The sequence below is a fragment of the Tardiphaga robiniae genome (assembly GCF_013359755.1).
GTDB classification, from domain to species: Bacteria; Pseudomonadota; Alphaproteobacteria; order Rhizobiales; family Xanthobacteraceae; genus Tardiphaga; species Tardiphaga robiniae.
The window spans coordinates 1-26431 of sequence record NZ_JABMCJ010000054.1 but is presented as its reverse complement, the minus strand read 5'-3'; the positions used below and the strand labels follow the sequence as shown (position 1 = coordinate 26431).

Annotated in this window: 28 protein-coding genes and 1 tRNA gene; 10 read left to right on the top strand and 19 right to left on the bottom strand. The window is 60.7% G+C overall.

Annotated elements, in window-relative coordinates:
• From HP556_RS30065 to HP556_RS00755, 8 genes are all read right to left on the bottom strand, one after another.
• Window positions 1–292, bottom strand: a 292-nt coding sequence (locus HP556_RS30065; protein WP_210269014.1) for a hypothetical protein, incomplete at its 3' end; no start/stop codon positions are given.
• A 161-nt stretch (window positions 293–453) separates the two neighbouring features.
• The gene (locus HP556_RS00780; protein ID WP_175365542.1) at window positions 454–1374 is read right to left on the bottom strand and encodes a sialate O-acetylesterase; all 921 of its coding nucleotides are present in this window, start codon (window positions 1372–1374) and stop codon (window positions 454–456) included.
• Window positions 1375–1378: 4 nt separating this feature from the next.
• A complete protein-coding gene (locus tag HP556_RS00775; protein ID WP_175365541.1) occupies window positions 1379–2470 on the bottom strand; it encodes a hypothetical protein in 1092 nt (363 codons plus the stop codon).
• A gap of 326 nt (window positions 2471–2796) precedes the next feature.
• Window positions 2797–3177 carry a hypothetical protein gene (locus HP556_RS00770; RefSeq protein ID WP_175365540.1) on the bottom strand — a complete coding sequence of 127 codons (381 nt, stop codon included), beginning with the start codon at window positions 3175–3177 and terminating at the stop codon, window positions 2797–2799.
• Window positions 3174–3485 (bottom strand): HGGxSTG domain-containing protein, encoded by a 312-nt coding sequence (locus HP556_RS30540; protein WP_420878635.1) that lies wholly within the window; start codon window positions 3483–3485, stop codon window positions 3174–3176. The genes HP556_RS00770 and HP556_RS30540 overlap by 4 nt, the downstream gene beginning before the upstream one ends.
• A 404-nt stretch (window positions 3486–3889) precedes the next feature.
• Window positions 3890–4720, bottom strand: a complete 831-nt coding sequence (locus HP556_RS00765) for a hypothetical protein (RefSeq protein ID WP_175365539.1) — start codon at window positions 4718–4720, stop codon at window positions 3890–3892.
• Window positions 4717–4971, bottom strand: a complete 255-nt coding sequence (locus HP556_RS00760) for a DUF6074 family protein (protein ID WP_175365538.1) — start codon at window positions 4969–4971, stop codon at window positions 4717–4719. The genes HP556_RS00765 and HP556_RS00760 overlap by 4 nt, the downstream gene beginning before the upstream one ends.
• Window positions 4968–5165, bottom strand: coding sequence for a helix-turn-helix domain-containing protein (locus tag HP556_RS00755; RefSeq protein WP_175365537.1), 198 nt, complete (start codon window positions 5163–5165; stop codon window positions 4968–4970). The genes HP556_RS00760 and HP556_RS00755 overlap by 4 nt, the downstream gene beginning before the upstream one ends.
• A 110-nt stretch (window positions 5166–5275) precedes the next feature.
• On the opposite strand from HP556_RS00755, the gene HP556_RS00750 reads away from it, so the two are divergent.
• From HP556_RS00750 to HP556_RS00735, 4 genes are all read left to right on the top strand, one after another.
• Window positions 5276–5893 (top strand): TraY domain-containing protein, encoded by a 618-nt coding sequence (locus HP556_RS00750; RefSeq protein ID WP_175365536.1) that lies wholly within the window; start codon window positions 5276–5278, stop codon window positions 5891–5893.
• Complete coding sequence (locus HP556_RS00745) at window positions 5893–7062, top strand: tyrosine-type recombinase/integrase (protein WP_175365535.1); 1170 nt, start codon at window positions 5893–5895, stop codon at window positions 7060–7062. The genes HP556_RS00750 and HP556_RS00745 overlap by 1 nt, the downstream gene beginning before the upstream one ends.
• Before the next feature lie 29 nt (window positions 7063–7091).
• Window positions 7092–7865, top strand: coding sequence for a DUF2971 domain-containing protein (locus HP556_RS00740; protein WP_175365534.1), 774 nt, complete (start codon window positions 7092–7094; stop codon window positions 7863–7865).
• Window positions 7866–7878: 13 nt separating this feature from the next.
• Window positions 7879–7956, top strand: a tRNA-Arg gene (locus HP556_RS00735).
• Between the two features lie 46 nt (window positions 7957–8002).
• On the opposite strand, the gene HP556_RS00730 is transcribed toward HP556_RS00735, so the two are convergent.
• Window positions 8003–8926, bottom strand: coding sequence for a hypothetical protein (locus HP556_RS00730; protein ID WP_120290230.1), 924 nt, complete (start codon window positions 8924–8926; stop codon window positions 8003–8005).
• A gap of 275 nt (window positions 8927–9201) precedes the next feature.
• On the opposite strand from HP556_RS00730, the gene HP556_RS00725 reads away from it, so the two are divergent.
• The 3 genes from HP556_RS00725 to HP556_RS00715 all read left to right on the top strand — a co-directional run bounded on the left by HP556_RS00725 (window position 9202) and on the right by HP556_RS00715 (window position 10272).
• Window positions 9202–9513 carry a PilZ domain-containing protein gene (locus HP556_RS00725; protein ID WP_175365533.1) on the top strand — a complete coding sequence of 104 codons (312 nt, stop codon included), beginning with the start codon at window positions 9202–9204 and terminating at the stop codon, window positions 9511–9513.
• Between the two features lie 205 nt (window positions 9514–9718).
• Window positions 9719–9889, top strand: a complete 171-nt coding sequence (locus HP556_RS00720; RefSeq protein WP_210269013.1) for a hypothetical protein — start codon at window positions 9719–9721, stop codon at window positions 9887–9889.
• 104 nt (window positions 9890–9993) lie between these two features.
• On the top strand, window positions 9994–10272 hold the full coding sequence (locus tag HP556_RS00715) for a hypothetical protein (protein ID WP_175365532.1): 279 nt from the start codon (window positions 9994–9996) through the stop codon (window positions 10270–10272).
• Here HP556_RS00715 and HP556_RS00710 read toward each other — a convergent pair.
• A complete protein-coding gene (locus tag HP556_RS00710; RefSeq protein ID WP_093758827.1) occupies window positions 10241–10480 on the bottom strand; it encodes a hypothetical protein in 240 nt (79 codons plus the stop codon). The two genes, HP556_RS00715 and HP556_RS00710, sit on opposite strands and share 32 nt — an antisense overlap.
• 497 nt (window positions 10481–10977) lie before the next feature.
• Here HP556_RS00710 and HP556_RS00705 point away from each other — a divergent pair, with 497 nt between their 5' ends.
• Window positions 10978–12177 carry an MFS transporter gene (locus HP556_RS00705; protein WP_199712070.1) on the top strand — a complete coding sequence of 400 codons (1200 nt, stop codon included), beginning with the start codon at window positions 10978–10980 and terminating at the stop codon, window positions 12175–12177.
• Window positions 12178–12181: 4 nt separating this feature from the next.
• On the opposite strand, the gene HP556_RS00700 is transcribed toward HP556_RS00705, so the two are convergent.
• Window positions 12182–12634, bottom strand: coding sequence for a hypothetical protein (locus tag HP556_RS00700; protein ID WP_089267260.1), 453 nt, complete (start codon window positions 12632–12634; stop codon window positions 12182–12184).
• 402 nt (window positions 12635–13036) lie between these two features.
• Here HP556_RS00700 and HP556_RS00695 point away from each other — a divergent pair, with 402 nt between their 5' ends.
• Window positions 13037–13396: a GrlR family regulatory protein gene (locus tag HP556_RS00695; protein WP_089267259.1), complete on the top strand. Its 360-nt coding sequence runs from the start codon at window positions 13037–13039 to the stop codon at window positions 13394–13396.
• A gap of 9 nt (window positions 13397–13405) precedes the next feature.
• Here the strand turns inward: HP556_RS00695 and HP556_RS00690 are convergent, their stop codons facing one another.
• Entirely contained in the window at window positions 13406–16087 is a 2682-nt protein-coding gene (locus tag HP556_RS00690) for a PAS domain S-box protein (RefSeq protein ID WP_175365531.1), read from the bottom strand.
• Window positions 16088–16189: 102 nt separating this feature from the next.
• Entirely contained in the window at window positions 16190–18250 is a 2061-nt protein-coding gene (locus HP556_RS00685; protein ID WP_246297257.1) for a PQQ-dependent dehydrogenase, methanol/ethanol family, read from the bottom strand.
• Window positions 18251–18613: 363 nt separating this feature from the next.
• Between HP556_RS00685 and HP556_RS00680 the strand changes: the two genes are divergently transcribed.
• Entirely contained in the window at window positions 18614–20182 is a 1569-nt protein-coding gene (locus HP556_RS00680) for a long-chain-fatty-acid--CoA ligase (protein WP_175365529.1), read from the top strand.
• A gap of 9 nt (window positions 20183–20191) precedes the next feature.
• Here HP556_RS00680 and HP556_RS00675 read toward each other — a convergent pair whose 3' ends face one another.
• The 6 genes from HP556_RS00675 to HP556_RS00650 form a co-directional block, all read right to left on the bottom strand.
• Entirely contained in the window at window positions 20192–20992 is an 801-nt protein-coding gene (locus HP556_RS00675) for an NUDIX hydrolase (RefSeq protein WP_175365528.1), read from the bottom strand.
• A gap of 161 nt (window positions 20993–21153) precedes the next feature.
• Entirely contained in the window at window positions 21154–22110 is a 957-nt protein-coding gene (locus HP556_RS00670) for a dihydrodipicolinate synthase family protein (RefSeq protein ID WP_175365543.1), read from the bottom strand.
• Between the two features lie 79 nt (window positions 22111–22189).
• Entirely contained in the window at window positions 22190–23068 is an 879-nt protein-coding gene (locus HP556_RS00665; protein WP_175365527.1) for an SDR family oxidoreductase, read from the bottom strand.
• Between the two features lie 171 nt (window positions 23069–23239).
• Window positions 23240–24100 (bottom strand): MaoC/PaaZ C-terminal domain-containing protein, encoded by an 861-nt coding sequence (locus tag HP556_RS00660; RefSeq protein WP_175365526.1) that lies wholly within the window; start codon window positions 24098–24100, stop codon window positions 23240–23242.
• A 242-nt stretch (window positions 24101–24342) separates the two neighbouring features.
• Entirely contained in the window at window positions 24343–24732 is a 390-nt protein-coding gene (locus HP556_RS00655; RefSeq protein WP_089267252.1) for a Zn-ribbon domain-containing OB-fold protein, read from the bottom strand.
• Complete coding sequence (locus tag HP556_RS00650; RefSeq protein ID WP_068730675.1) at window positions 24732–25880, bottom strand: thiolase domain-containing protein; 1149 nt, start codon at window positions 25878–25880, stop codon at window positions 24732–24734. Before HP556_RS00650 ends, HP556_RS00655 begins: the two co-directional genes overlap by 1 nt.
• Between the last annotated feature and the right edge of the window lie 551 nt (window positions 25881–26431).

Sequence of the window (26431 nt, the reverse complement as noted above, 5' to 3'; positions counted from 1 at the left end):
CGAGATCCGCCATGTATGCTCGTAATTGCGAGTGCTTCGCCGCCTGGAACGACAGCGGGGCTCGGCGCATCTCGCCCCATAGCTCACAGAATGCGATGGCTGACGGTTCACGAGAGGCATCCAGCCAGCCAGCAGGGAAGACGTAGCGCTGCCAAGCGTCACGCGTCGCGCCTTTGAAGCTCCGCGGCATAGTCAGAGGGCCGAAACTGCTGGCTGCCTGTTCCACGGCCTCACGGGCGGCGCCAGCGTAGCCATGTCGATCAGGACGGTGCGTGCCATCGACCAATCGCAAGTGAGAGTTCTTCGGCTTCCTGCCTCTCACCGTCATAATTCACATTCCACGATTTCTATTTGCCATTTTGCGTTTTTTTGAACCCCACCGGTCTCCAAGCGACGATCTATTAGAGTTTTGCCCCCCCCCCCCCGGGGTGGTCGCGCGCCCCCTGATCTTTGTCAAAATGGCGCGCCGCTCGCTCGCATAGCGGTGTAGGTGAGCGCTGCGGCCTGAGCCGCCCCGGCATCGTTCAAATGCGTGTTGTCGGGAAGCCGGTGACTAGATGTCAAGCTGTCCATGTTCGCGCCAGCGAACACCGTGACATTGTCCACGACAGCGGCCTGTGCGGCCTGCACCGCAGAACTAACGGAGCCGCTTAGCCAGCTCTCCGTCGCGACAAACCAGCGAACGCTGGGAAGATAGACATCAACAGCAGCCTTGAGCGCGGCGAAGCTCGCCTGATATGCCGCCTGCGACGTCCCGAACTGCGTGTCGCTCTCCCCCTGATTCCAGGTAACCGCAAAGATCGCTCCGGTCGTCAAGGGCGTGATGCCACGGGCGGCAAGTTTCAGGGATGCCGACTCGATATTCCGGAAGAGAGGGCCGAAGGTTGACGCGCCGCCGGTCCACTGCGAAATGCTCGTCGCGCCCACCGCGACCGTCACGATCAAAACTTCGTCGAAAACCGCGTTGCTGACAAACGTATCGGCTAGTCGCAAATTGTAGTTTGCGACGCCCGCACCAGCGGCCTGCAGCGTAGTCCCGAGAAGCGGATCAGCCGCGGCGTAGATTTGCCCGGTCGTCGGATCTAGGTTGTGGAGCTTGGACGGATTCGATGGCGTGTAGATCGTGGGGCACGCATTGCTGGGCAGCGACTGCCCAGCGGAGAAAAGCACCAACAGCTTCTTTGCCGGATCGACTGAGAACGATGATCTGACGCTTTTCACGGTCACATCCCCGCTCGGCGTCAGACCCCCGTTGGTAAACCTCGCAAGGTCCGTCCAGACCCGGCCTGGATCCTGGAATGAACCGCCTGGCTGCCGTGCATCTGCCGAAGCGAGCGAAAGAAAAAGAGCAAGCGCCCATAGAATAATGCGCATCGTGTTAGTTCCAGACCTTGGTAATTAGCGTGTTGGCGCTGTCGCCATTGAACGCGCACCCACTGGACACGCCCCACTCCAGAGCGGCTATGGTCGTGAAACCAAGCGTCGGGTAAAACGACAGCGGGAGACTCGGCGTCTGGATCGAGACGTTAGCGGCTACAGTCTGAGAGAAGCCGCGCTGAGACGTAATAGTACTTGTCGAATTGACCCCGATCCCAACTATGCAGAATGCAGTTGCTGTCGCCGGCGTATCCACGCGGGTGACGTAGGTTGCATCGACAGCGTCCTCGATGACGCCAATGACAAGTGAGTTCTGATTTCCAGAGCTCGCTCGCGCCTGACGCAAAGCGCCAAAATAAGAATACTGAGCTCCCGTATCGACCGCGTTCATCACCGCCAGTGAGCGGTTGTACATATTCCAAACGCCCATCGATCCGGCAACACCGCCCGAGCCCGAACCGCCGATCTGGAAGTCTATGGTCGACGAGGCGTTCGAATGGATAGTCGCCACGTATGTGCAACGCTGCGCGACAGGCCCATTTGTGATATTCTGGGCGTTGACGCGAAAACCGTTGATAATGGTTTGCTCGGCGGTGTTCGAGCCGGTGCCGCGAGAGGTATTCGACGACCACGCCGGGCTGCGAAAAAGCGCAGGCACACCACCGCTGAGGCCGACGCAAATGTCATAGTTCGAGTTTGTCGTGACGGCGGCCGGCGCCCTCGTCGTATCGGTCGTTGTCTGTGTCAGCAGGCTGAACGTGAACGGGACGAGCTTCGAGCCATCGTAGATCGGAACGATGTTCCCACTGCTCGGCAGGTAGCAATAGGTCGTCGCTGCGGTGACGCTCGATGTCATCACAGCAATTCCGACGCCGCTGCAAGCGAGAGAAACGCGTCCCTGCGGCGGGCTATAAAGCGTCACCGCGCCTGTCAGGCCGTTCAGCGACGAGACACCACCGCCGCCACCACCGCCAGGCAGATTGTTCAGCAGCACCTTCTTGTTGGCTGTTGCGCTCGCATCATAGGTCATGACGTAATCGGCCGCGCCATCCGGCGTCGGGTCGTTCGTCAGGCCATTGATATCGACCGACACCGTAGGGTTGCCGCTAACACCGTCACCGTTCGCAACTGCCGCGCCGCCGTTGCCCGTGATCGTGCGCGCGGCTGCGCTGCTGGCGCCCGTTCGTGCCAGCATGCCATTGTTCGAAACTCCCTTGATGGCATCAAGGAGAGCGCCCCAAGACTGTACGTCAGAGCCGATTGCCAGGCCGAGGCTGGTGCGTGCCCCGGGTGCCGTTGTGGCGTTAGTGCCGCCCCTTGCGATCGAAAGCGGAGACGCGCCGGAACTATACTGCCCGAAGGCAGGCGTAGCGCCCGACGCAGCAATGATCAGCAGGCAGCAACATTTCAGGTGCGATCTCATCGGATGATCCACATGTTGCCGAGAGCCGTGAACGACACGTATCCGAAGTTTCCGTCGAGCGTGTAGTCGCCGATGTCTGTCCGCCCCGTCACCGTGATGTTCTTGCGCGCAGCACGGCCCATGCAGTCCTTGATTGTAACTGTCGCGAGGTCTGCATGCTTGGTGGGGTCTCCCAGGTCGACCGCGCTAATCTGCTCGTTGTTGACCAGGACCAGCTTGTCGCCTGGACGCACTTGAACCGGTCCAGAGACAGAGACATTCCGAACGGCCGGATCCGTAGATCGATAGTCGGCTGGCGCACACCGGACATCGTCGCGAGCCGCTACAGGGCCGCAAAGCGCCAGGCCGAGTGCGCCGACTATGAAAATCCGCTTCATCGTTTCGTTCCTTCGTTCATGATCCGCGCCAGTGCATCCGCGGTCGCGGGATCTGGGGCCAGTACGCGAGGAGCGCGGGCTCGCGCTTCCGCCTGTCTGAGGCGCGCGATGCTCTCTGCCAGCAGTTTCCGTCTCAATTCTTTCGCCGCGCGGCCATACCGACCGTGCCGATAATTGCCGTTCGCCTCTCCCAATGGTGCGCCACTGCCGAGCGCACCGCCGTGAAGGCGACATCGGCTCTTGCCGACAGTCGGCGAACGCTTGCACGGTGATCCGGCCCTGTTCTTGGCTCCGCATGTGCCTTCCATGGGGTTGATCAAGGTTTTCTCCTCAGATTTGCACGCGTAAGAAATTGACTTGGCCACCGGTCCCGAAACGAAACGGCTCAGAGATCAAGGCCACCCCGGGGTCTGCAGCCTTCGATGGCCTTGCAAATCGCGGCGTAGTCAGTGGAAGGCATTGTCTTGAGCCACTCCGCATGCCGGCGCGCGTCCTCTGCCCGCATGGCATCGCTAGTGCTCCGCTGGACGACGCTGTGGCGACCATGCGTGACCGCATTCTGGTTGCCCGGTTGCCCGCCTCGCTTCCTGCCCTGCATTCGTTCTGACCCTTTCTCAAAACCTGCGGAATTTCGTTTTGCTGGATGGCACCGGTCCGTAAGCGGCACGCTCGTAGAGTTTCGAATGCCCCCCCGGGGGGCTTGAACGGCTGCTCATGCGGCTGCTTCCTTTCGCCCTCTAAGGGACTTGAGACGCATCTCGGCGAGCGCGGTGCTATCAAGCTGCCCGCGCTGCTCCATCTCGATGAAGTTCTGAAGGTCGCTATCGCTGAGAGACTGGAGTACGTCGTACCCGTCGGCGCCCAGCTGTGACGCTATCCGTGCCTCGACACGATCTCTCCGATTGTCGGACGCCGCCCCGCTCGCTACGGCGCTCCCTAACGGGCGCGCTTCGCGGGGCGTCTGCGTGGTGGTATCGACCCGAGATATAGAGGTAGTGATGGTTTTTGCCATTCCAGTAGTGATGGTTTCCGGCACTGGAGATTTGTCGTTTCGGTGACGGTTATCAGCACCGGTAACTGGCATTTTCCGGCACTGGGATTTTGTTTTCTTGGCCGGCTTATTCTTTCTCGCTGCGTCAGCGATTTGCTCCGCTTCCTCGGCCGTGGTGATGCGACGCCATTCGTGGGTGCCATCTCCGGGCATCCCCTCAGCGTCTCGATAGGTCAGGCGGAATAGGTTGGGTGTGCGGTGCTCGGCGTTACCCGCCCGGCCGTTGACGGTGACCACAAGGAAGCCAAGCGCTTCCGCTTCTCGAATGCCGGGCGCGATAGAATGGCGATGGATGCCGTACTCATGGAATTGATTGAAGGTGACTGGAAGCTTGCCGTTGTCGTTACCGCCGTGGTGTGCATGTTCGATCTCGACCCGGTCGAGCACGCGACGGCATGAAAGACTGGCGACCCGCCACGCAGGAGATTCAACCATCTCCACCAAATGGGCGGAGAATTGGCCGCTGATCTTGTTGCGACGCCGCTTAGTCAAACGACACCGCCCGGCGCGTCGAATACGACATGCCACATTGCCGCGCGGATCGCGGCTTCCATGCTTTTCAGCTCGCGCTGGACTATGTGATCGGGGACACCGCGGCGCGCGAGTGCGTCCGCCTGACACTGAAGCTGCCGAGCGATGTGGCGCTCGGCCTTCTCAGGCTTGAGGCAAAGGGCGTATTCGGCCTGCCTCTGGATCAGGTCCGCGCGGCGCGCCAATGGAAACGGCAGCACCTCCGCCGTCATTTCGCACCGGCGCCGTTGATCATGGCGTGGAAGGCCACTTTGGGCACCTTCAGCAGCTTTCCGATCCGGATGGTCGGGATGTCCCCGCGCCGCGCCGCCTTGTAGGAAGCGTTTTTGTTCAGTCCGAGCAGCGCCCCAGCTTCCGGAACCTCGTAAACTAACCGGCTGTCGACCTCTTCTGTCCGATCGGTCATGATGCCTCCATGCGTGATAGGTTACGCATAACGACTAATGTGATTTGGCCTTGATAGCAAGAGCGATGCGTTATAGATTACGCACTCGTCGGGACTAGTGGGGACAAGGCATGCCGCCGCGCGCGAAAAAAACTGTGAAGAAAATGGATGGCGGTAAGCGCCACCCCCTTAATGTGCGGACCACCTTTGAGGCGCGACAAAGACTAGAGTCCGCTGCGATGGAATCTGGCCGATCTCTGACACAAGAAGCCGAAGTGCGGATCGAGCGGACATTCAAATCCGACGACAATGCTCTCGACGCTTTAGAGCTTATCTATGGGTCTGCAATTGCAGGCTTAGCATTAGCGCTGGCCGACTGCATTCAGCAAAGCGCTGTCTCAACACGCCTGATGATCGCGGGCGTACCGGATGGCGACGGTTGGTTGGATGATCCGACTGCATTCGACCAGGCCATTCATGCCATTAATACGCTTATGGACGGGCTTCGCCCTGATGGCGATCCGCGTGGGCTGACTCTGCCAGACGGATTTGCTGCTCCCGGAACAGGAAGAGACATCGCCGCTATGTTTGCCCGAGGCGACATGGGCCGAAATATCGGCAAGCGTAAACTTGCGGTCGTAGCCGGCAATTTGCCTAGCCCAATTTTTAAGCGCGAGGAAATCCAACAGAAGCTGCTCGCTCAACTAGCCCACCGCGCACTAGCGAATAGCGCCAAACAGGAGCCGTAATGGCCACCGTCCGCAAGCGCAAACTGCCCTCCGGTCTCGTTCGCTGGCAGGCTTCCTATGTGGACGGTAGCGGCAAACGCCGTGCAAAACTCTTTGAGCGCAAATCCGACGGCGAAGCGTGGCTAGTCGAAGTCCAGCACGATGTGAAGCGCGGCCTTCACACGCCGGGTAGTGTGTCGCCGACGGTGAAGGTTGCCGCCGCGCTGTGGATCAAACGCAGCATAGAGAAGGGCCTCGAGGCCACCACGGTTCGGCAATACGAAGAGCATATTGACCTGCACATCGTTCCGTTCATCGGCGGCAAGAAGCTCTCTGACCTGACTATGCCGGCCGTCAACGCGTTCGCAGATAAGCTTCGCGAAGCGGGTCGGTCTGCGGCGATGATACGGCGCGTGGTAGGGTCTCTTGGAGCGATCTTCCGAGAAGCCCGGCGCCGAGGCCTTGCCGCGAACGACCCGACCGCCGGCCTCGATTTGAATCTGGCTGACCGTGAAGATCCGCGGCCGGTCATCCCCACCAAGTCAGAACTGCAACTGATCATTGCCGGCGCTGCTGGCCGATGGCGCCCCCTGATCCTGACGGCGATCTTCTGCGGCCTGCGAGGCAGCGAGCTGCGGGGCTTGCGGTGGATCGATGTCGATTTCGATGCCCGCAATATGAGCGTGGCGCAGCGCGCAGACGCCTTCCATGCCATCGGACGATTGAAGTCTAAGGCGGGTTATCGGTCTATCCCGGTGCCATCGCTGGTGATCAACAGCTTGCGGGAGTGGAAGCTGCTTTGCCCCAAGGGCGATCTCGGCCTCGTATTCCCGACGGGCAATGGCAAGGTCGAGAGCCACAGCAACATCGCCCAACGCGGATTCGATCCCATCCAGATCGCTGCCGGTATCACGGCCCCCACCCCGGTCTTGGACGACGCTGGCCTGCCGATCATCAACAACGCCGGCGAGCCAGTTATGAGGGACGCTCCGCGCTACGGCATGCACAGTCTGCGGCACGCGTGCGCCTCGCTTTGGATCGAGAACGGCATGAATCCGAAGCGCATTCAAAAGCTGATGGGCCACTCAACCATTCAGATGACATTCGACATCTACGGTCACCTGTTCGCAGACGCCGAGGCCGATCAAAAGGCCGCTGAGGAAATCCAGCGCCGCCTGCTGGGAACTTAGCTTGAGCCAATATATCCGGAGCAGTTGCCGTGCCGTTAAATGAAAAACTTCGAGTTCTTTGGAAGAAAGCTGGTTATCTGCGGGGTCACGGAAGCGACGCTGTCGTGTCGCCGCCTACGACCGGTTACAAGCGCCTCTACAATCTTACAGGTCCCGATTTTGCTCTTGCGAACATTGTGATGAAGCGCCTGAAAGTATCCCGATTTTCTGAACTGAACGACCCGTTCGAGCTCCTTGGACAGAATTTCGCTGACGCCCTGATGCGCAAGATTGTGCGCGAGAATAAAAACAAATTCAACGAAGAGAAAGGCCTGATCTGCTTCAGCGAAGATTGGACGGATCCTGTTCTGTGGAGCCATTATGCGGCCAAGCATACCGGTATTGCGCTGGGTTTTGATATCGATGAGAGTCTCATCAGCAAAGTCGACTACTCTGAAAAGCGCCTAAAGCAAAAACTTCCAAAAGGCTCCAAGGCACTTACACCGGATCTCGTTAAACTGTTGGTAGAGACGAAGTTCGACAGTTGGAAGTATGAGCGCGAATGGCGAATGCTGAGCGATTTAACCTCAGTGACAAATGAGGGTAGTTTATACTTCGAAGCAATTGGGCCTCAGCTGAGACTGGTCGAAGTCATCTTGGGTCCACTCTGCAACTTCGATGTAAAGCAAATTCGAAAGATAGTTGATGCGAACCACAAAGGCGTAATCACCTACAAGGCGCGCTTGGCGAACCGGTCCTTTCGAATTATCCCTCAAGGAAATACAGTTCAGCGAACGCTTAAGAGGCCCACCGCAACACCATAGCAACACGAGGCTTGCAACGTGTTGATGTTGCGACACTCTTCTCGGATTTCGATTCCGAGGGTCGGGCGTTCGAATCGCTCCGAGTGCACCATGACAGGTGCCCTTAAACGCCTGTGTCCATTCGGCTTTTCCAGAGACTAGGCGCTCGCTTCGCGCTCGATCATCCGCAACCGCACGAATGCCGCCCAAGCCTGGGGGAACTCGGCACTCTTGGCATCGATGGCCATCAGAGCCCGAAGGGCCTCTCGAAGTTCGTCCAGCGAAGGCCGCTGAGATGAGGTTCCTGCTTTGGACTTTACCCAGAGATCTTCAACCGATTTTGCCAGCACCAACGCCTCGGCATTCGTTCGTTTCTGGGCAGGCTTCGCCAATACGTGGTCCGGCGGAAAGACTGGCCAGACGGTCGGCGGCTTGTCAGAACGCCAGTCGGCTTCGGGGCCGGGCGTGGTTTTGAATGTCTGGTTTCCCGATTGCTGCCCGCCCGAGCCGGGTTGGCCTGCCAGACGGCCGAGTTGTTGCTCGGCCGTCCCGGCCGGTCCACTGCCCGCGGGCGATAGTTGCGATGCCATATCCGTAAGCACTGACGGATCGGCTGTCGGCAGCGTCTTTTGAACCAGCTTGATCGCCTGGAGCGCACTGGGTGATATGCCGATCTTCTGTTGAGCCAGCTTCTCTTCTTCTTCAGAGACCGGACAAGCCTTGTACGCATCGTGCCGTTGCGCGATCTCTCCATCGTCGTCGATACGCGCAAAGTCGATGGCGACCGTGTAAACGAAAGCTCGATGCCCGGTGTAAGCTCCCGATTTGTCCTTGGCGTTCACGCTGCCGCAAACATATTTCCTGTTATCGACCTGGACCGACCGCAAGCCATCGAATTGCGCAGATGACGGATTGAGCAAGAGTCGCGTGACTGCAGCACGCGCCTTCGAGTTATTGGTTGTCAGGATGGCATCCAGCGCATAGTCGGGCCGAATGAAGGACGGCTGATAATAGAACACGGATGCGGCCGCAAAAAACGCTGCACCCACGCCGGCAGATATCAGGGCAGCTGGCGTGTTCATGCAGTAACGTGCTCCGCCGAGGCCCTTCAACAAGCCATGGATTCCACTTTACATTGCACCAGCTTGTAACCATTCCGTTAACGCGCACCTCCACAACCGCCGCGTCTGAAACCCGTCGTTGCGGTTGCACGATTCAACCGAATAAGGCTGTGCGCCGCGGCGCTCTTTAAAAACAACATCTTGATGGCGTGCTGAACCGCAAAGCCTGCGGTCAGCGGCATTTACCAGCCGTTACCACCATCCAATTTAAAATCCCCGGCGCCAAGGAAGCGTCGATGACCCCTGAAAAACAAAATGCTGGCCGCGTCGCGTTCGAGCGCGGTTTCCCTGTCTGGCTCATGGCCATTGACGGCACATGGCGCCGCAGTTGCCGCATCATGGACGTGTCCGAGACGGGCGCACGCCTTATCGTCGAGAGTTCGATCGAGGGCATCAATCTCAAGGAATTCTTCTTGCTGCTGTCGTCCACAGGGCTGGCGTTCCGTCGCTGCGAGCTGGCCTGGGTCAATGGCGAGGAAATCGGCGCGACATTTCTGCGACAGGGCGCCAAGAAGAAAGCCGCTCGGCCGGCTGACACCGAATCCTGACCTCCCTGCGACCGTTTCCGGAACCTGGCACCGACACGCAGCGGCTGACGCCCTCCACGGATCTGCCCAACTTTGCGGCAGGAACATTCGCGCGCCCGAACTCTTGTTGTCCCGTTGACAGTTGGGTGCGTTTATCCGTTTGAACCCCGGAGCCGCCGTGAAGAACTTTTCCCATGCCGCGTTTCCGCCAGATACGATCTCAGTGATGAAACAGGCGCTGGACGGAGCCGTTTCAACGCTGCCGCATCCCGTCAACTCCGCTCACGTGCAATCCATCGCCGAAAGCATCCTGCGCACCACAAGCGAGGGTGAACGCGATCCCACGATGCTCCAGACCATGGCGCTGCTGGAATTGCGGATTACCCAGCGGGACTGACGGCCGACCGATCATCACGACCTCGTGGATAACGAAAGTGGGGCTTGCTGCAGCGCAACCAGATGCCATATTCCGCGTTATCGCCTCATCACGGAGGTTGCCGCATGCCCTACGCGCTGTTTTCAAATTCGGTCAAAGTCAGCAAGGCCTTCCCCAACAAATCCGATGTCTGGCGGCATGCCGTCGAGAGTGGCTTGGTGATGGAAGTCGGCTTGGGCGAGGAAGATCCGCCGCGTCGTCTTCTCGATATCGGCTATGCGATCCACGCATGTGCCGCCGATCCAGTCGAGAAATCGGCCGCTACAGGCACGAGCGAGCACGACATCAGCCAGATGATTGCCGCCTGTCAGCTCAATCAGCGGTCCGCAGCCGCCGCATCGTAAATTCAATGTCGCCGTCTGGCAGCTCGCGCCAGCGCTCAACTTCGCTCATGTAGGCTTGCTTCGGGAACCGATCCAGAAACGCCCGCGCCGTCTTGCGGGCGTTTTCGCGTGGCTGTGTGAAGCTCTCGCGCACATAGCCGTCATCAATGGCACGCCGCTGCTGGCGCGCGGCCATTCTCTCCGCCAGATCGCGCGGTGTTCCCGGCATTGCTGCTACTCCGGACACAAGCAACGTCTGATAGATTGTCACGGATGACCGGCAGATCAAGCGTCATGTTTCACGGCGCGACAGGTTTGCGCTCAGAAGAAAGGGCGCACCGATCACTCGGCGCGCCCCTTCCCTGTTCTCGCTGAACCAGGCGCCGAGACGCCCTTCCGAAGCTCAAAGAGTGAGCCTAGCGGGCGGCCTCAGCGAGGTGACAGCGCTTGGAATTAGACACTGGACCACCTCCTTTCATTGTTCGTGACAGCCTGAGTATAGGAAAGATTCGCGCCGTGTTAAGGGGCGCGATCCAGACGAGCCATGCAATCTCGCACAGGGCGCGCGAGCCAGCCGCCGTTGTGAAGGCTTGGCCATGCATGCATCATCTTTCTCTGCTGTTGCTCCGCGCATCACCTGAGCAAGCATTGGACAGCGGTAAAATCAATCAAGGACGGAAGCGACCATTGGGCTTGCCCCACCTTGTCCATTAGGTCTCTTCCCCGATGTCCAGCAATCTCGACGCCCGGCCGAAAGGCGTGATGACGCGTCGCGCTGCCATTATTTTTCAGATCGCAACGCTCGGCACTGTCGCCATGTTCGCCAGCGCACCGACACCACTCTACCGGATCTATCAGGACCACTGGCACCTCTCGCCGGTCATGGTCACGACGGTGTTCTCCGCCTATGCGCTCAGTCTGCTGGTTGCGCTGCTGACGGTCGGGGGATTGTCGGATTATATCGGTCGCCGGCCCGTGATGTTCTCGGCGCTGATCCTGAATGTCCTGGCGCTGCTGGTTTTCATTACGGCAGATTCCGTCGTGGCACTGATCACCGCCCGCACCATTCAGGGATTTGCAACCGGCATTGCCTTCGGCACCATCGGTGCTGCCATGCTCGATCTGAACCGCGCGCACGGATCGCTGATGAACAGCCTGACGCCCGTAACGGGCACAGGGATCGGCGCGTTGCTATCAGGCGTGCTCGTCAGCTACGCGCCAATGCCGACCCAACTGGTCTATCTGCTGCTCCTCGCAGTAACGCTCATACAAGCCATTCTGCTGTGGTGGATGCCGGAAACGGTTGCGCGTCGTCCCGGCGCATGGGCGTCGCTCCGACCGATCGTGACCGTACCGCCTCACGTGCGACAACCCTTGACCCTAGTCTCGCCGGGCAACGTTGCCGTCTGGGCGTTGGGCGGGTTCTACTTGTCGCTGATGCCCTCGCTGCTCCGGCTCATCACCGGATCGAATTCGCCTCTCCTTGGTGGAATCGCCGTGACGGCGCTGACCTTGAGCGGTGCCGCCTCGATGCTGGTGGCGCGCAAATGGCCTGGCACCACCATTCTGATCCGCAGCATGGTGTGTCTTATTCTCGGCGTGGTGATCACGCTGGGCGGGGTCTACACACAGAGCATCCCGCAACTATTGGTCGGCACCGTCATTGCCGGTTTCGGCTTCGGCGCCGGATTCTTCGGTAGCATCCGGACCGTTGTGCTGCTTGTCCCCGCGCATGAACGCGCTGGATTGCTCTCCGTAATTTTCATCATCTGCTATCTCGCCTTCAGCCTGCCGACTATCGTCGCAGGCTTGGCGATCCCGACGCTCGGCCTGCCGCTGACGCTCGATATCTATGGCGCCGCGGTCATTGTCCTCGCGGCGATCTCGCTGATCGCCGCGCTCGCATCGGTCCGCCGGGCGTTGTGACCAGCTACGTCATGCTACCTGGCATGAAACAACGGATCACTGTGCCGGACGAACCCTGTATCGGCCACACCATGGTGCGACCGACGCGGTTCGGCACCGTGATGACAGCTTCGTCAGGTACGTCGAGCCACATCCCGTCGATCCGCACCTTGTAGTGTCCACTGTTGGATTCCCAATCCACATCGCTGACGGCGCTGCCGTCTGCATCGGAACAACACGGACCCTTGCCGCTGCGCAAACTATCGAACCAGGCTTTCAGATCGGGGCTGGTATTGGCGAATTGTCCGCGATCGCGCGCAGCGACCGATTGCATCAGCGGCACTGATAACAGAACCGCAATACACAAGGTCGGCGCTCCCAGCTTCAGCCAGCCTGCACGACGCCGGACGCGTCGATCGTGAGAGATAGTAGTTGGCGAACACGGCGCGTCGGCGCCGGAAGTCATCCAGTCGCTCATTTGCTTGCTCCAGCCCCCGGCCGGCACAATGATGTTCAGGTTTGTCGCGGGCAAAGTACCCGCCTCTTCCGTAGTCACTCACGCAAAGCGCATCATACGACTATCGAAGAACGGCTGCGCTTCAACTTCGCGACAGACGCCCAATCAAACGATAGGCGATTCTCCATTAGCACCGGCAGGCTCTCTTCGCACTGCAGCGAATTTGTGGTGATAACTTCAATGGCAGAGGTATTTAAGAACGCCCTCGTCGCGAAGTGCCAAGGCGGCAAGCGAGCGCACCTGCGTCACTCGGTCTTTCGCTCGTGCACCAACAGCGCCCGCGAATGCGTTGACGTTGGTATACGGTCTTTGCAATACTTCTGATTGCGCAACCAAGGGACGGGTTCGCGCCATCGGGCTATTATGAAGAATGGACTCTACTCGATCCATGTCGAGCTTCTCGACGGGCGTTCAGGCAAGGGCAGCGGTGTTGTAACCTTTCGCGAAGGCGAACTGCTCGGCGGCGACGCGTACCTGTTCTACGTCGGTACCTATGTTCTCAACAAGGAAGCCGGCACCTTCAAGGGCGAGGTTTCCGTCATGCAGCACACGCCCAGCCCTGACATGAGTCCACTGTTCGGTGGCCAGAGCCAACCGGTCGGTATCGGTCTGTCGGGTACTTTCACGGATACGTCGGCGACGATGAACGGCACAGCGCTCGTCGGCAAGCACAGCCAGATATTCCGCGCGACACTGCGCAAGCTTGCGGAATTTCAGCAGTAGCAGCGTCCGCTATTCCGCAGCCATCTCCAACGGCGCGACGCGCGGCAGGATGATCTGGATGCGCGTTCCCTGCCCCGGATCGGACTGCAGATGCAGACGACCACCGAGGCGGCTGGTGACGATGCTGTAGACGATGTGCAGGCCCAGGCCTGTGCCACCCTGATCCCGGCGCGTCGTGAAGAACGGGTCGAAAGCACGCCGCCGGACCTCAGGGCTCATGCCGACGCCGTTATCCGCGAAAAGAATTTCCACATGATCGTTGCCGGCTTCCTGCACCTTGATCTCGACCGAGCCACCATTGCCATCGGGAAATGCATGAGCGACGGAATTGAGGAACAGATTGGTCAGCACCTGACCATACGGACCCGGATAGCTGTTCATCGTCAGTCCTGGCTTGCAGTCGACCGAAAGCGCCAGCTTCTGTTTTCGTAATCCCGGCTTCAAACTCATCACCACCTGCTCGGTGAGATCGGCGAGATCAAAGACGCGCTGGTCGGAATAATTGCGGTCGGCGGAAACCTGCTTGAACGACTGGATCAACTCAGCCGCGCGATTGAGATTGGCGACCAATTGTGCCGCCGCATCGCGGTTGGATTCGATGAATTCGGTCAGGGTCGAGCGACGCAGCTCGCCGCGCGCAACCTCTTCGCCGAACAGCGCGATCTTGCGTTCCAGCGACGACGCCACGGTCAGGCTGATGCCGACGGGATTATTGACCTCATGGGCCACACCGGCAACCAGCCGCCCAAGCGCCGCGAGCTTCTCCGCCTCGATCAGCGAATTCTGCGTCTCACGCAGATTGCGTAGCGCCGTTTCGGCGGCGTCCTTGGCCTTGAGCATCTCCTGCTCGCTGCGCTTGCGCTGGCCGATATCGAGCGCCACGGTCACGATGTTCTGGATATCACCATCGGTCGTCAGCAAAGGCAGCTTGTTGACCAGCCACTGCCGCATCACACCGGCAGCGTCCTTGTACTCTTCCTCGTAGAAACCGAGGCCCTTCCTGGTCGCCAGCACCATCTTGTCAGGCGAGTCGGTCTTTGACGCGCCAAAGCGCATCATCAACTCGCCAGTGGTTTTCCCAATCGCCTCACCGGGCTCGATGCCGAAAATCCCCGCCATATACCGGTTCATCAAGACGTATCGCAGATCGGTGTCTTTTACGTTGATGACGGCAGGAACGGTATCGATGACCTGCTGCAGCAACCTGCGACCTTCCCTGATCGCGGCTTCGGCATGTTTCTGGTTGGTGATGTCGCGGACTGTTCCCTCATAGCGCACAACCTCGCCATTCTCGTCGCGGACCGCCGTGGCGCTGTCGGACAGCCAGAGGACCGTGTCGTGCCGTTGACGGACCTGATACTCGAATTCGCGCACCATTCCGTCGCTTGCCATGCGCTGCTGATACTCGGCGCGCGCCGCCGGATCGACATAGATGTTGCGCGAGATATCCAGCGTGGCGCGGATCAGGTCTTCCGGTGAATCATACCCCATCATCCGCGCCAGTGCCGGATTGGCATTGAGCAGCGCACCTGCCGGCGTCGTCACATAGATGCCGTCGACGGATCCTTCAAACAGCTTGCGATAACTCTCTTCCGCCAGCCTCTGCTCGGCCAACGCATGCAAGGCCGCCTCGCGCGCGGCATCGGCATCGACCAGCGTCTTGCGGAACACCTCCGCGGCGCGCGCGATGTCACCGATTTCATTCTCCAGATCCATGGCTGGGATCGGCGTGTGCTTGGCGCCACCAGCTAGCGCACGGATCGACTTGGCAATCGCCTTCAGCGGCTTCACGATCCGCCGCACCACGAACAGTGCCGCCAACAGCCCGACCAGAACGCCCGCCGTGCCAAGGATGATGCTTTGCCATCTTGCCTCGGTCAGCGTGCGCGCGAACTCGCGCGACAGCACCCGGCCACGACGGGCGCTAAGCTCCCGCAACAATTCGGTCACCCGGCCGATCAATCGGCCTTCGGCGCCAAGCACATCCCTGTCGAGATCGGCGATCTCGCTCTCGGTTTCCGAGATCGAAATGATTGCATCGGTGTAGGCATCGGCGGCCGCACGAAGTGCGGGCGTGCTGATCGGCAGCGCACGCATGCGCTGTGCGGCCTGCTCGGCTCCGATCGGATCGCGTGCCAGCAAAGCCGCCGCGATCTCGTTCTGCGCCCGGAACATGGCCTTGGCGGCATTTGAATTCGTCACATCCGGAACGGCGTTCTCGAATTGCTCGCGGAGCGGCGGGAGCGTCGCCAGCATAGCGGAGCGACGTGCAATCAGCGATGAGACGCGCTCAATCCCTTCGCGGTACTTGGTCAACCGCGCGTCGACACCGTCGATCATGTCGCGCTGCTCGGGCGCAAGCTCGATCCGGGTCTTCTTCAGGAGATCGCCCAGCGCCGTGGCAGCCTGCGAGACCTTTTCCGGCTGTGCGTCGGGATCGGTGACGAAATCGCGTGCTGCCAGCCGCAGGCTGATCAGGCGGCGGTCGATGTTTTCGGCCAGATCGCCGACGCTCTGCAGCCGCTCAAGCTCGGCGAAGGTATTGTCAATATGACGGATCGCGACCACGCTGGCGATGCTCGTGATCAGGATCACCGTCAGCACCAGCAGGAACCCGCTGAAGGTCAGCTGGCCGATCGAGAGCGAGGACGATCGGACCCGCTGAAAGAATGCCGTAATGGCAGAGGACATGGTTGTGGGACCGGACTTCAGAGCGTCCCAATATATCCTGACTTCAGGCGCGGGGGGAACATGCTGGACGGCCCGATCGGGCCGAACCGTCCAGCATGGTGTTTATTTCGGCCGTATCGCGTCGGCTGTACCCTGGATGAAGGCCTGGATCTTAACCACATCCGCTTCCGTGAGCTTGCCGGTAAAATCCGGCATCCCCTTGTCCTTGAATGGCCCGTTGAACACGATGTCCTTCAGGTTGGTGATGGTCTCGGTGGAGACATAGCCCAGGTTGGGCACATTGCCGCCCTTGTCCACGCCGGGCACGCCGTGGCAGGTCGCACAGGCATTAACGTAGATCGAAGTCCCCTCCGGCACGTGAGCGGGATCGTATTTGACCCCGGTCAGCAGATTGCCGATCTGGTACTTGGTAAAGGCTGGCAACGGCGCCTTGCCGCCAATGGCAAAGGTGTAGACCGTGCCGGGCGCCTCACGATCGGTGGCGCGCTGGGTGATCCCGAACACTCCGCCCCACCCGACCGCCACCGAGACGTATTGCACGCCATCGACCATATAGGTCGCAGGTGCGGCCACCACGCCGGTGCCGACCGGCGTCTCCCAAAGCTTCTCACCTGTCTTGGCGTTGTAGGCGATGAACCGGCCGTCCGCGGTCCCTTGGAACACGAGATTGCCGGCCGTCGTGAGCGTACCGCCATTCCAGGGCGCAATGTATTCAGCGCGCCATGCTTCTTTCTGCTTCACCGGATCCCACGCAATCAGGCGACCGAATGGCGGGTTCTTCGGCGGCTCGGCATTGAGCGAGAAGCCGACATTCCAGCCCGTGGTACCGCCGAACTTGTTCGAGCCCGGCGCATTCTGCACCAGCGTTTTCTCGCCAGTGAGGTTCAGAGGCACCCCCTGCGCCGGCAGATAGACCAGCCCGGTTTGCGGATTGAACGACATCGGATGCCAGTTATGGGCACCGAACGGTCCGGGAATGCTGTCGAAGGATTTGTCCGGCGAGCGGGCTTCCGGCACCTCGATCGGACGACCACTGGCGTCGTAGCCGGTGGCCCAGTTTACATCGACAAAGTTCTTGGCAGAGATGAACTTGCCGTTGGTGCGGTCGATGACGAAGAAGAAGCCATTCTTCGGCGCGTGCAGCACCACCTTGCGCGGTGCGCCGTCGATGGTGAGATCGGCCAGGATCATCGGCTGCGTCGAGGTATAGTCCCAGTTGTCGCCGGGCGTTTCCTGATAGTGCCAGAGATATTTCCCGGTATCGGCATTCAGCGCGACGATCGAGCCGAGATAGAGATTATCGCCGCCTCCCGGACTGCGCAGATTGCGATTCCACGGCGAGCCGTTGCCGGTGCCGATATAGACCATGTTCAGGTCGGGATCGAAGGTGATCGTATCCCAGGCCGAGCCGCCGCCGCCATTGACCCAGTATTTGCCGGCCGGATCCCAGGTCTTCGCCGCGGCAGCCATCGAGTCGTCCTCGAACGGCTTGGCCGGATCGCCGGGCACCGTGAACCAGCGCCATGCCTGATTGCCGGTCTCAGCGTCATAGGCCGTAACGTAACCGCGCACGCCATATTCGGCGCCACCATTGCCGATGACGACCTTGCCGTTGAACACGCGCGGCGCGCCGGTGATCGTATAGGACATCTTGCGGTCGATGACGGTGTCCTTCTCCCAGACCTTCGTGCCGGTCGCGGCATCCAGTGCGACCAGCCGGCCGTCATAAGCCCCCACGAACACCTTGCCCTTGTAGAGCGCGACGCCGCGATTCACGACATCGCAGCAGCCACGATAGCCCTTCTCGCGATCTACGCCGGGATCGAATGTCCATAGCCGCTTGCCGGTCCGGGTATCGACGGCATGCACCACGCTCCATGGCGCCGACACATACATGATGCCGTCCACCACAAGCGGCGTCGCTTCGACGCCGCGGATGGATTCCAGATTGTACGTCCACATCAGGCCGATATCTTTGACATTCTCGGCCGTGATCTGATTGAGCTTGCTGAAGCGCGTCTCGGCATAATCAAGGCCGTAAGTCGGCCAGTCCTTGGACGTCGCCGTATTGGCTGTGATCGCGGCACTATCGATTGCCGATGTAACCGCCTTTATGTGATCCGGTGTGCCCTTGGTCTGTGCGTTGGCGGCACCGCCCAACAACGTCGCGCCGAGCGCTACTGCGATGGATGTTCGGAGCCAACGGTGCAGTATTCTATGTGAGTTGAGTATCCCGTTGAAAAATGGACGCAAGGGCGCGCCCCGACGAGCAAGCTGTCTCATGCATTTCACTCCCAATGGCCTCTGGCGGGCCTGTCGCGATGTTACGCGCAGGAGTTGAATCGTCAACAGATGAGAACAGTTCCAGATTTTTCTCTGACGCGTTTTGCATCGCAAAGATCGCGGAGATCTTTTGAACCATCTGGTGAGATATAAGCGATCAACCGCGCTTGCCCGCCCCTCACCCATCGTTATGATCGCTCGACAGAGATGCGCACAGCATCCGCAGTATCGAGGGGAAACGCCATGAACATCACGCAGGGCCTGCGCCGTGCGCTGCAAACCAGCCCGCAGACAATAGCTACTATCGACGGCGATCGCCGCCGGACATGGCGCGAGGTTGGAGACCGCGTCGCGCGGCTCGCCGGTGCGCTGCAAAAGCTTGGCGTCAAGCATGGCGACCGCGTGGCGGTGCTGATGCTGAACTCTGACCGCTATCTCGAACTCTATCTGGGTATCGCCTGGGCCGGCGCTGTGATCGTGCCGACCAATGTGCGCTGGAGTCAGGCCGAAATTCTCGACTCCCTGCTTGACTGCCGCGCCAGCGCGCTGGTCGTCGACAGTGCCTTCGCCGCCATGGGCGTCGAACTCGCCAAGGCCATGCCGCTCACGCTGGTCTATGCGGACGACGAAAGGGGTCCCGCGGAAGCGCATAATTACGATGAACTCGTCAAGTCGACCGAGCCGGTGCCGGATGCGATGCGGACACGCGAGGATCTCGCAGGTATCTTTTACACCGGCGGAACGACAGGCCGCTCCAAGGGCGTGATGCTGAGCCACGGCAATATCATGAGCAACTCGCTGCACATGATGAGCGAAGGCCTGCTGCCTTACGGCTCGGTCTATCTCAACGCCGCACCGATGTTTCACGTCGCCAATGGCGGCGTGATGTTCACCTCGCTGGCCTCTGGCGGCACCAATGTCATCGTCCGGATGTTCAATCCGGAACTGGTGATGCAGACCATCGCCCGCGAGAAAGTATCGGCGACGTTGATCGTCCCGACCATGATCCAGATGCTGGTCGATCACCCCGCATTCCAGACTGCCGATCTTTCATCTCTGAAGCTCATGATGTATGGCGCCTCGCCCATCAACGATGCGCTCCTGAAGCGCGCGATGGCCGGCATGCCCGGGACCGAATTCCATCAGCTCTATGGCATGACCGAACTGTCACCGCTGGCGACGCACCTGCCGTGGGATCAACATTTCGGCGAGGAAGCCACTGCCAAGAACCGTCAACGCGCCTGCGGCCGCGCGGCGATCGGCTGCGAGGCGCGTATCGTCGACGCCAATCGCAAGCCTGTGCCGAATGGCGAAGTCGGCGAGGTCGCGGTCCGCGGCCAGAACGTCATGATGGGCTATTGGGAGCGCCCCGAAGAAACCGCCAAGGCCGTGATCGATGGCTGGATGCACACAGGCGACGGCGGCTACATGGACGACGAAGGCTATATCTATCTCGTCGACCGGATGAAGGACATGATCATCTCGGGCGGTGAGAACGTCTATTCTACCGAGGTAGAGAACGTCGTCGCGCAGCATCCTGCCGTGGCACAATGCGCCGTGATTGGCATTCCCGACCCGCAATGGGGCGAGACCGTCCATGCATTCGTCATTCCGAAGCCCGGTGCGAGTGTCAATGCAGCCGAGATCATCGCCTTCTGCAAGGAGAAGATCGCCGGCTACAAGTGCCCACGCAGCGTGGACGTGCGCAACGAACCGTTCCCGCTGTCGGGTGCGGGCAAGGTGCTGAAACGCGAGTTGCGGCGGCCATTCTGGGAGAATGCCGCCGCGGCGCCGCAAGCCAAAGCGGGATAGACCAGCGCGCTATGGCGCGCCGGTGAGTTCGAACACCTCGCCGTCATAGCCGGCCTCGATCGGAATCCGTAGCTGGCGCTTGTCGCCATCGCGCGTGACGATGGGCGTGACGCTGACGATCGTGCTGCGGTTGGCGTCGTCGAGTGCCCCCGCGACGCTGGGCTGCTTACCGAGCTTGATGAGATTGCGCGTGGTCGGGAACGGCAGCGTGAAACGGCCCAATGCGCCGCCTTCCAGCGCTTCGCGCGGCGACAGCCAGATCGAGTCTGTGGATTCCTTGCCGTCATGCATGCCGACCTGCTCGGGCGGCGCCTCGGCGAGGAAGAACCATGTGTCGAACCGCTTCTTCATGCCCTCCGGCGTGATCCAGTGTGCGTAGGGCACGAGCAGATCGAGCGCGAGCTCCAGATCGTTCTCGGCAATGATATCGGCGAATTTGACCTTGCCCTCATTCAACGCATCGCGATGCTGATCGGCGATGGTGCTCGCCTTCGTCGCAGCGATCAGGTCGTTAGAGCCGCGCGGTCGCGCCAGCAGGATGCGGCTTTCCTCGAAAGTCTCGCGGATCGCGGCGATCTTGAAAGCCAGCGCATCGGGATCGAGGCCGTCACCGCCGCTATATAGGTTCGGCTGCGTACCGATCTCGCGATCTCCGGCATCGACGCTGCCGCCCGGAAACACCAGCGCACCGGATGCGAATTCGATCTGATAGTGCCGCACCATCATGAAAACGTCGATGGCGTCGGTTGCACCCTTACGCAGCAGGAGGATGGTGGAAGCAGGACGCACAACGCCGGGCTCGCTTGGCATTCAGTTTCTCCCTGATCGGCATTCTGTGATGCCTGTTGTGCCGGCGATCGCCGACCTCTCGTTTGTCATGCCCGGACTTGATCCGGGCATCCATCTTTTACTTGGCAACCCTGAAGATGGATGGCCGGGTCAAGCCGGGCCATGACACCTCTGGGGAGTTATTAACCCGCAGCACTCGACTGCGGTGCGATGTTCGCGCGCTTATCATAGCGAGCCACGCGCGACAGGAGATAATCGACTTCCGCCTTCGCCTGCGCCGTGATCGCGACACCCGGCTTGCGCTGCGCTGCCGAGGCTATGACGCCGCGCTTGTGCAGTACATATTTGCGGACCGCGAGGCCGATGCCGAGCTGCTGCTCGTAGCGGATCAGCGGCAGATGAGCATCGAACAGATCGTGTGCCTTGTCGCGCTCGCCCTTTTTCGAGAGATTGACGACGTCGATCAGCAGTTCAGGGAAGGCATAACCCGTCATCGCGCCATCAGCGCCGCGTTCCATTTCGAAATCCAGGAACACGCCGCCATTGCCGGTGAGGATCGAGGTTTCGCGCAAGCTGCCGTCCTTCTGGAAGTTGCGCAGCGCGGTGATCTTCTCCAGGCCCGGCCAGTCCTCGTGCTTCAGCATCACGCAGGACTTGGAGTCCATGATGATCTTGCGGATCACGGCGGGTGTCATGACCACGGTGAGGGTCAGCGGATAATCCTGCAGCACCCACGGCACGTCATCGCCAATGGCATCCACCGCCTGCTTGAAATAGTTGGTGATCTGGTCGTCGGTGCGCAGATGCGGCGGCGGGGCGATCATGACGCCGGCAGCCCCCGCATCCATCGATTTCAGCGCCAGCGAACGCATGGCGGCGAAACCGGGGGCGGAAACGCCGACGATGATCTGCATCTTGTCGCCGGCGCGCTTGATGAAGCGGGTGGCCACGGCCTCGGACTCGGCCCCTTCCAGCTTCGGCGCCTCGCCCATGATGCCGAGCACGGTTACGCCGTTGCAGCCGACCTCCGCATAGAAATCCGTCAGGCCGTCGATTGATTTGTCGTCGATGCGGCCGTCGTCGAGGAACGGGGTCGGTGCGATGGCGAAGGTGCCTGCGGCTTTGGCGGTCAGTTTCATCATGGGCCTCTGTGAATGGATGCCGGCATTCTACCGGGAAATATCCGGTCTGTCCGCCCGAACCGGGCCCAACTGCCCCTCAAAAACGCCGTGCCCCGTGCTGGCTGGCCTCCTCCGAGAAGAAGATCTCGCCGGCATGGGTCACCACGTCCCGCGCAGACCAGCCGTCATGGGGTGGCTTCCAGCCTTCCATTTCCATCATCTTCATCTCGCGGACGCCGCGCGGGCCGGACACGCCGAGCACCTTGCCGGTCTGGCTGCCGGAGAGATCGCTGACCATATAGAGCACCGCCGGCGCGATGCCATCCGGCCCCAAAGCTGCGCCGGGATTTTCGATATAGCGCGGCAGGTCCGCGGTCATCCGCGTCAGCGCGCCCGGCGCCAGCGTCCACACGCGGATGTTGTATTTGCGCCCCTCGATGGCCAGCACATTGGACAGGCCCCAGATGCCGCCTTTGGCCGCGCCGTAATTGCTCTGGCCGAAATTGCCGATCAGGCCCGAGGTCGAGGACGTGTTGACGATGACACCGCCGCCATTTTCCTTCATCCATTTGAAGACCGGCTGGGTGACGCAGAACGTGCCTTTGAGATGCACCTTCATCACCTTGTCCCAGGCCGCCTCGGATGCCTTGGAGAAGGTCTGGTCGAGCAGGATACCGGCATTGTTGACGAGGATGTCGACCTTGCCGAACGCCTTGATGGCATCGTCGAACACCAACTGGCCGCCTGATATGGTCGAAATGTCGGAACCGTTGGCGACGGCCTTGCCGCCTTCCTTCTTGATGACGTCGACGACCTGCTGCGCCATGGAGAGGTCGGAGCCTGAGCCATCTCGCGGGCCGCCGAGATCGTTGACCACGACGGATGCGCCTTCGCGTGCGAACAGTTTCGCGTAGGCTTCACCGAGGCCGCCACCGGCGCCTGTGATGATGGCAACCTTGCCGTCGAGAAGACCCATGACGTTCTCCCTGTGTGGTTTTTTAGTTCTCCGTCATTCCGGGGCGGTATGGACGCCGCAGGCGGCGAGACCGAACCCGGAATCTCATGATGAGAGTCTCCGGTGTGCCAAACACTCTGGGATTCCGGGTTCGCGCGCGAAGATGCGCGCGCCCGGAATGACCGCTTGTGGCTAAGCCAGCACCGTCCTGCCGCTCTTGATCACGGTGACGCCGCGTTCCTTCACCTTGGCCTCGAACGACACCACGTTGCCGTCCTTCCACATCTCCATGCTGACGGTTTCGCCGGGAAACACCGGCGACGAGAACCGCACCGCATGCTGCTTGAAGGCCGATGGATCGTAATCGGCATAGGTCTGCAGCACGCCGCGGCAGGTCAAGCCATAGGTGCACATGCCGTGCAGGATCGGCCGCGGGAAGCCGGCGCGCTTGGCGAATTCGGGATCGCTATGCAGCGGGTTGCGGTCGCCGCAGAGGCGGTAGATCAGCGCCTGATCGGGCCGCGTGGTGATGTCGACGGTACGGTCCGGCGCGCGCTTCGGCATCGCATGCGGCTCGGGCTGGCCTTCGGACTTGCCGCCGAAGCCGCCATCGCCGCGCGCAAAACGCGACGCCACGAGAGTCGCCAGCGCTTCGCCGGCTTCATCGCGCAGGATCGTCTGATGCAGGATCACCGCGCCCTTGTCGGCGCCCTTGTCGAACACGCCGAGCACGCTTGAGTCCGCGGTGATCTTCGCCGCCACCGGCAGCGGCTTGTGGAAGGTGATGTCGCGCTCGCCATCGACCACGAGCAGCTTGTTGAGACCCATCTCGCCCGGGCCCGAGCCCCATGCGGCAACCGATGCATAGGTCGGCACGACTTTCAGCGGACGCGGCGTATAGGTGCCTTCATTGACGAAAGCCAATTCCTTCTCGTCCATCGGATCGGCGCCCATGCCGATGCCATAGGCGTAGAGCATGACTTCGCGATCGGTCCAGGCATACTTTTGGCCGATGTTCTTCATCGCCATCAAGGCTTCGTAGTTGATGGGCATTTGAGTTCGCTCCTCGATTGTTCTTTTTGCTTTGCGGCGCCGATAATTGCGCCCTCTCCCCTTGCGGGAGAGGGCAGCACAGGCGCCCACTCCACACTTTGCAGGGAGAGGGGTAGCGGAAAGCACCGCCCTCTCCCGTCTCGAACGCCCCTGCGAAGCGAAGCTTCGCTAGAGCGTTCGATCCACCCTCTCCCGCGGCGCGCGGCTTTGCCGCGCTGGGGGAGAGGGGAAGAAAGCGAGCGCTACGCCGGCGTGAAGAACGGCAGCGGCGCGCCGTCGGTGGGCTTCCACACCAGTTTCACCTTCTGGCCGATCTTCAGACTGCCCGGATCGCAATCGACGATGTTGGTCTGCACCGAGGGGCCTTCCTTCAGCGTCACATAGGCGATCACGTAAGGACCGGTCGCCGACTTGCGCATGTGGCTGTAGGTGTAGATCTCACCCTCGCCCGACGACTGCTCCCATTCGGTCTTGTCGGAGAAACAGAACGGGCAGATCGCGCGCGGGAAGAAATGCGCTTCGCCGCAGGTCGTGCAGCGCTTGATCATGAACTTGCCATCCTTGGCCGCATCCCAGAACGGCTGCGATTCAGGATTGCCAGCGGGCGTCGGATACTTCTTGGCTTCAGTCATTACACGCGCTCCAGAATAGCGGTCGATGCGGCGTGACGCACGCCGAGCAGGCCTCCGGTGCCATGCGCGATCGCCAGATCGCAATTCGGCACCTGCACCTTGGGATGGGCTTCGCCGCGCAGCTGGCGCACGGCTTCGAGGATCTTGGTCATGCCACCGCGATTGACGGGATGATTGCTGCAGAGGCCGCCGCCATCGGTGTTGAACGGCAGTTTGCCGACGCCCGAGATAAGGTTGCCGTCGGACACGAACTTGCCGCCGTCGCCCTTCTTGCAGAAGCCCAAGTCTTCAAGCTGCATCAGCACGGTGATGGTGAAGCTGTCGTAGATGGACGCATACTTCATGTCCTGCGGCGTCACGCCCGCTTCCTCGAACGCGCGCGGACCGGACCACACGCCGGCGGAGTAAGTGAGGTCGAGATCCTTGCCGCCGCGCGGACCCTTCATCGCCTCGCCATGGCCGATCAGCCGCACCAGCGGCTTCTTCAGGCTCTTCGCAATCTCGGGCGTGGTCACGATCATCGCGCCACCGCCGTCCGAGACGACGCAGCAATCCATGCGATGCAGCGGATCGGAGATCATCGGCGAGTTCAGCACGTCCTCGACGGTAACAACGTCCTTAAGCATCGCGTGCGGGTTGTACTGCGCGTGATGCGAGGCTGCGACCTTGATCCAGGCGAGTTGTTCGCTGGTCGTCCCGTAGTCGTGCATATGACGCATGGCACACATGCCATAGGCATTGTGCGTGGTCGCGCCGTAAGCGGTCTCGAAATCGGCTTCGGCGCCCTGCAGACGCGGCGGCATCACGCCGGTGCGCGGCTTGCCGGCCAGTGTGACGAGTGCGATCGAGCACTTGCCGGCGGCAATCGCCTGCGCGGCATGGCCGAGATGGATGATGTAGGAGCAGCCGCCGGTCTCGGTGGAGTCGACGTGACGCGGCTTGAGGCCGAGATAGTCGACCATCGGCCACAGGCCCCCCTGCGCATCGCCTGCGCAGAAATAGCCGTCGACATCCTTGTGCGTCAGGCCTGCATCCTCGAGCGCGCCCTTGGCGACTTCGGCATGCAACTGCGCGATGGATTTATCCGGCGCATGCCGGGTCGGGTGTTCGTAGATGCCGGCGATATATGCCTTGCCCTTGATGCTCAAACGTCTCTCCGATTGGTGTTTCGTCCCAGTTCAGTTTTTTGTGACCTTTCACGGCAGCCTTGGCAAGCGACAACATTTCACGCTGCGGACGTGAATTTCACAGAGCGGAATGGATGCAACACAGCCGGGGAGCTTTTTCGCCAGTGATTTAGCTGTTTACCAATCTGGTCAGCGGAGCTCTCACAAAAGCGAAGGTCAGGATTTCCGGAAGTGGTGGGCTGGACGGTGCCGACGACAGTGCGCGTTACGCGCAGGCCGCGACGTTCGATGCGGATTCAACTGTCAAACAGCCACTGCTCTTCAGACATGCGTCATCGCCCCCATTATTTGCGGCGCGGGGGCGCCGTCGTGGTTTGCATTCCCGCCCCCTTGTGAGAGGGCGTGCGGAACGCCGGGTGCCCGTTGCACCCGTGGGCCTGATGCGATGCGGTCTTCCGCAATTTAGAGTGCATCAGGACTTTCGGAGGCGTCAGGCAAGTGCCCGACGTTCCGCCTGCGGTGTTTTTTCGGTTGCTTGCACTTTGCCTCGACGAACGCTCCGATCGCGAATT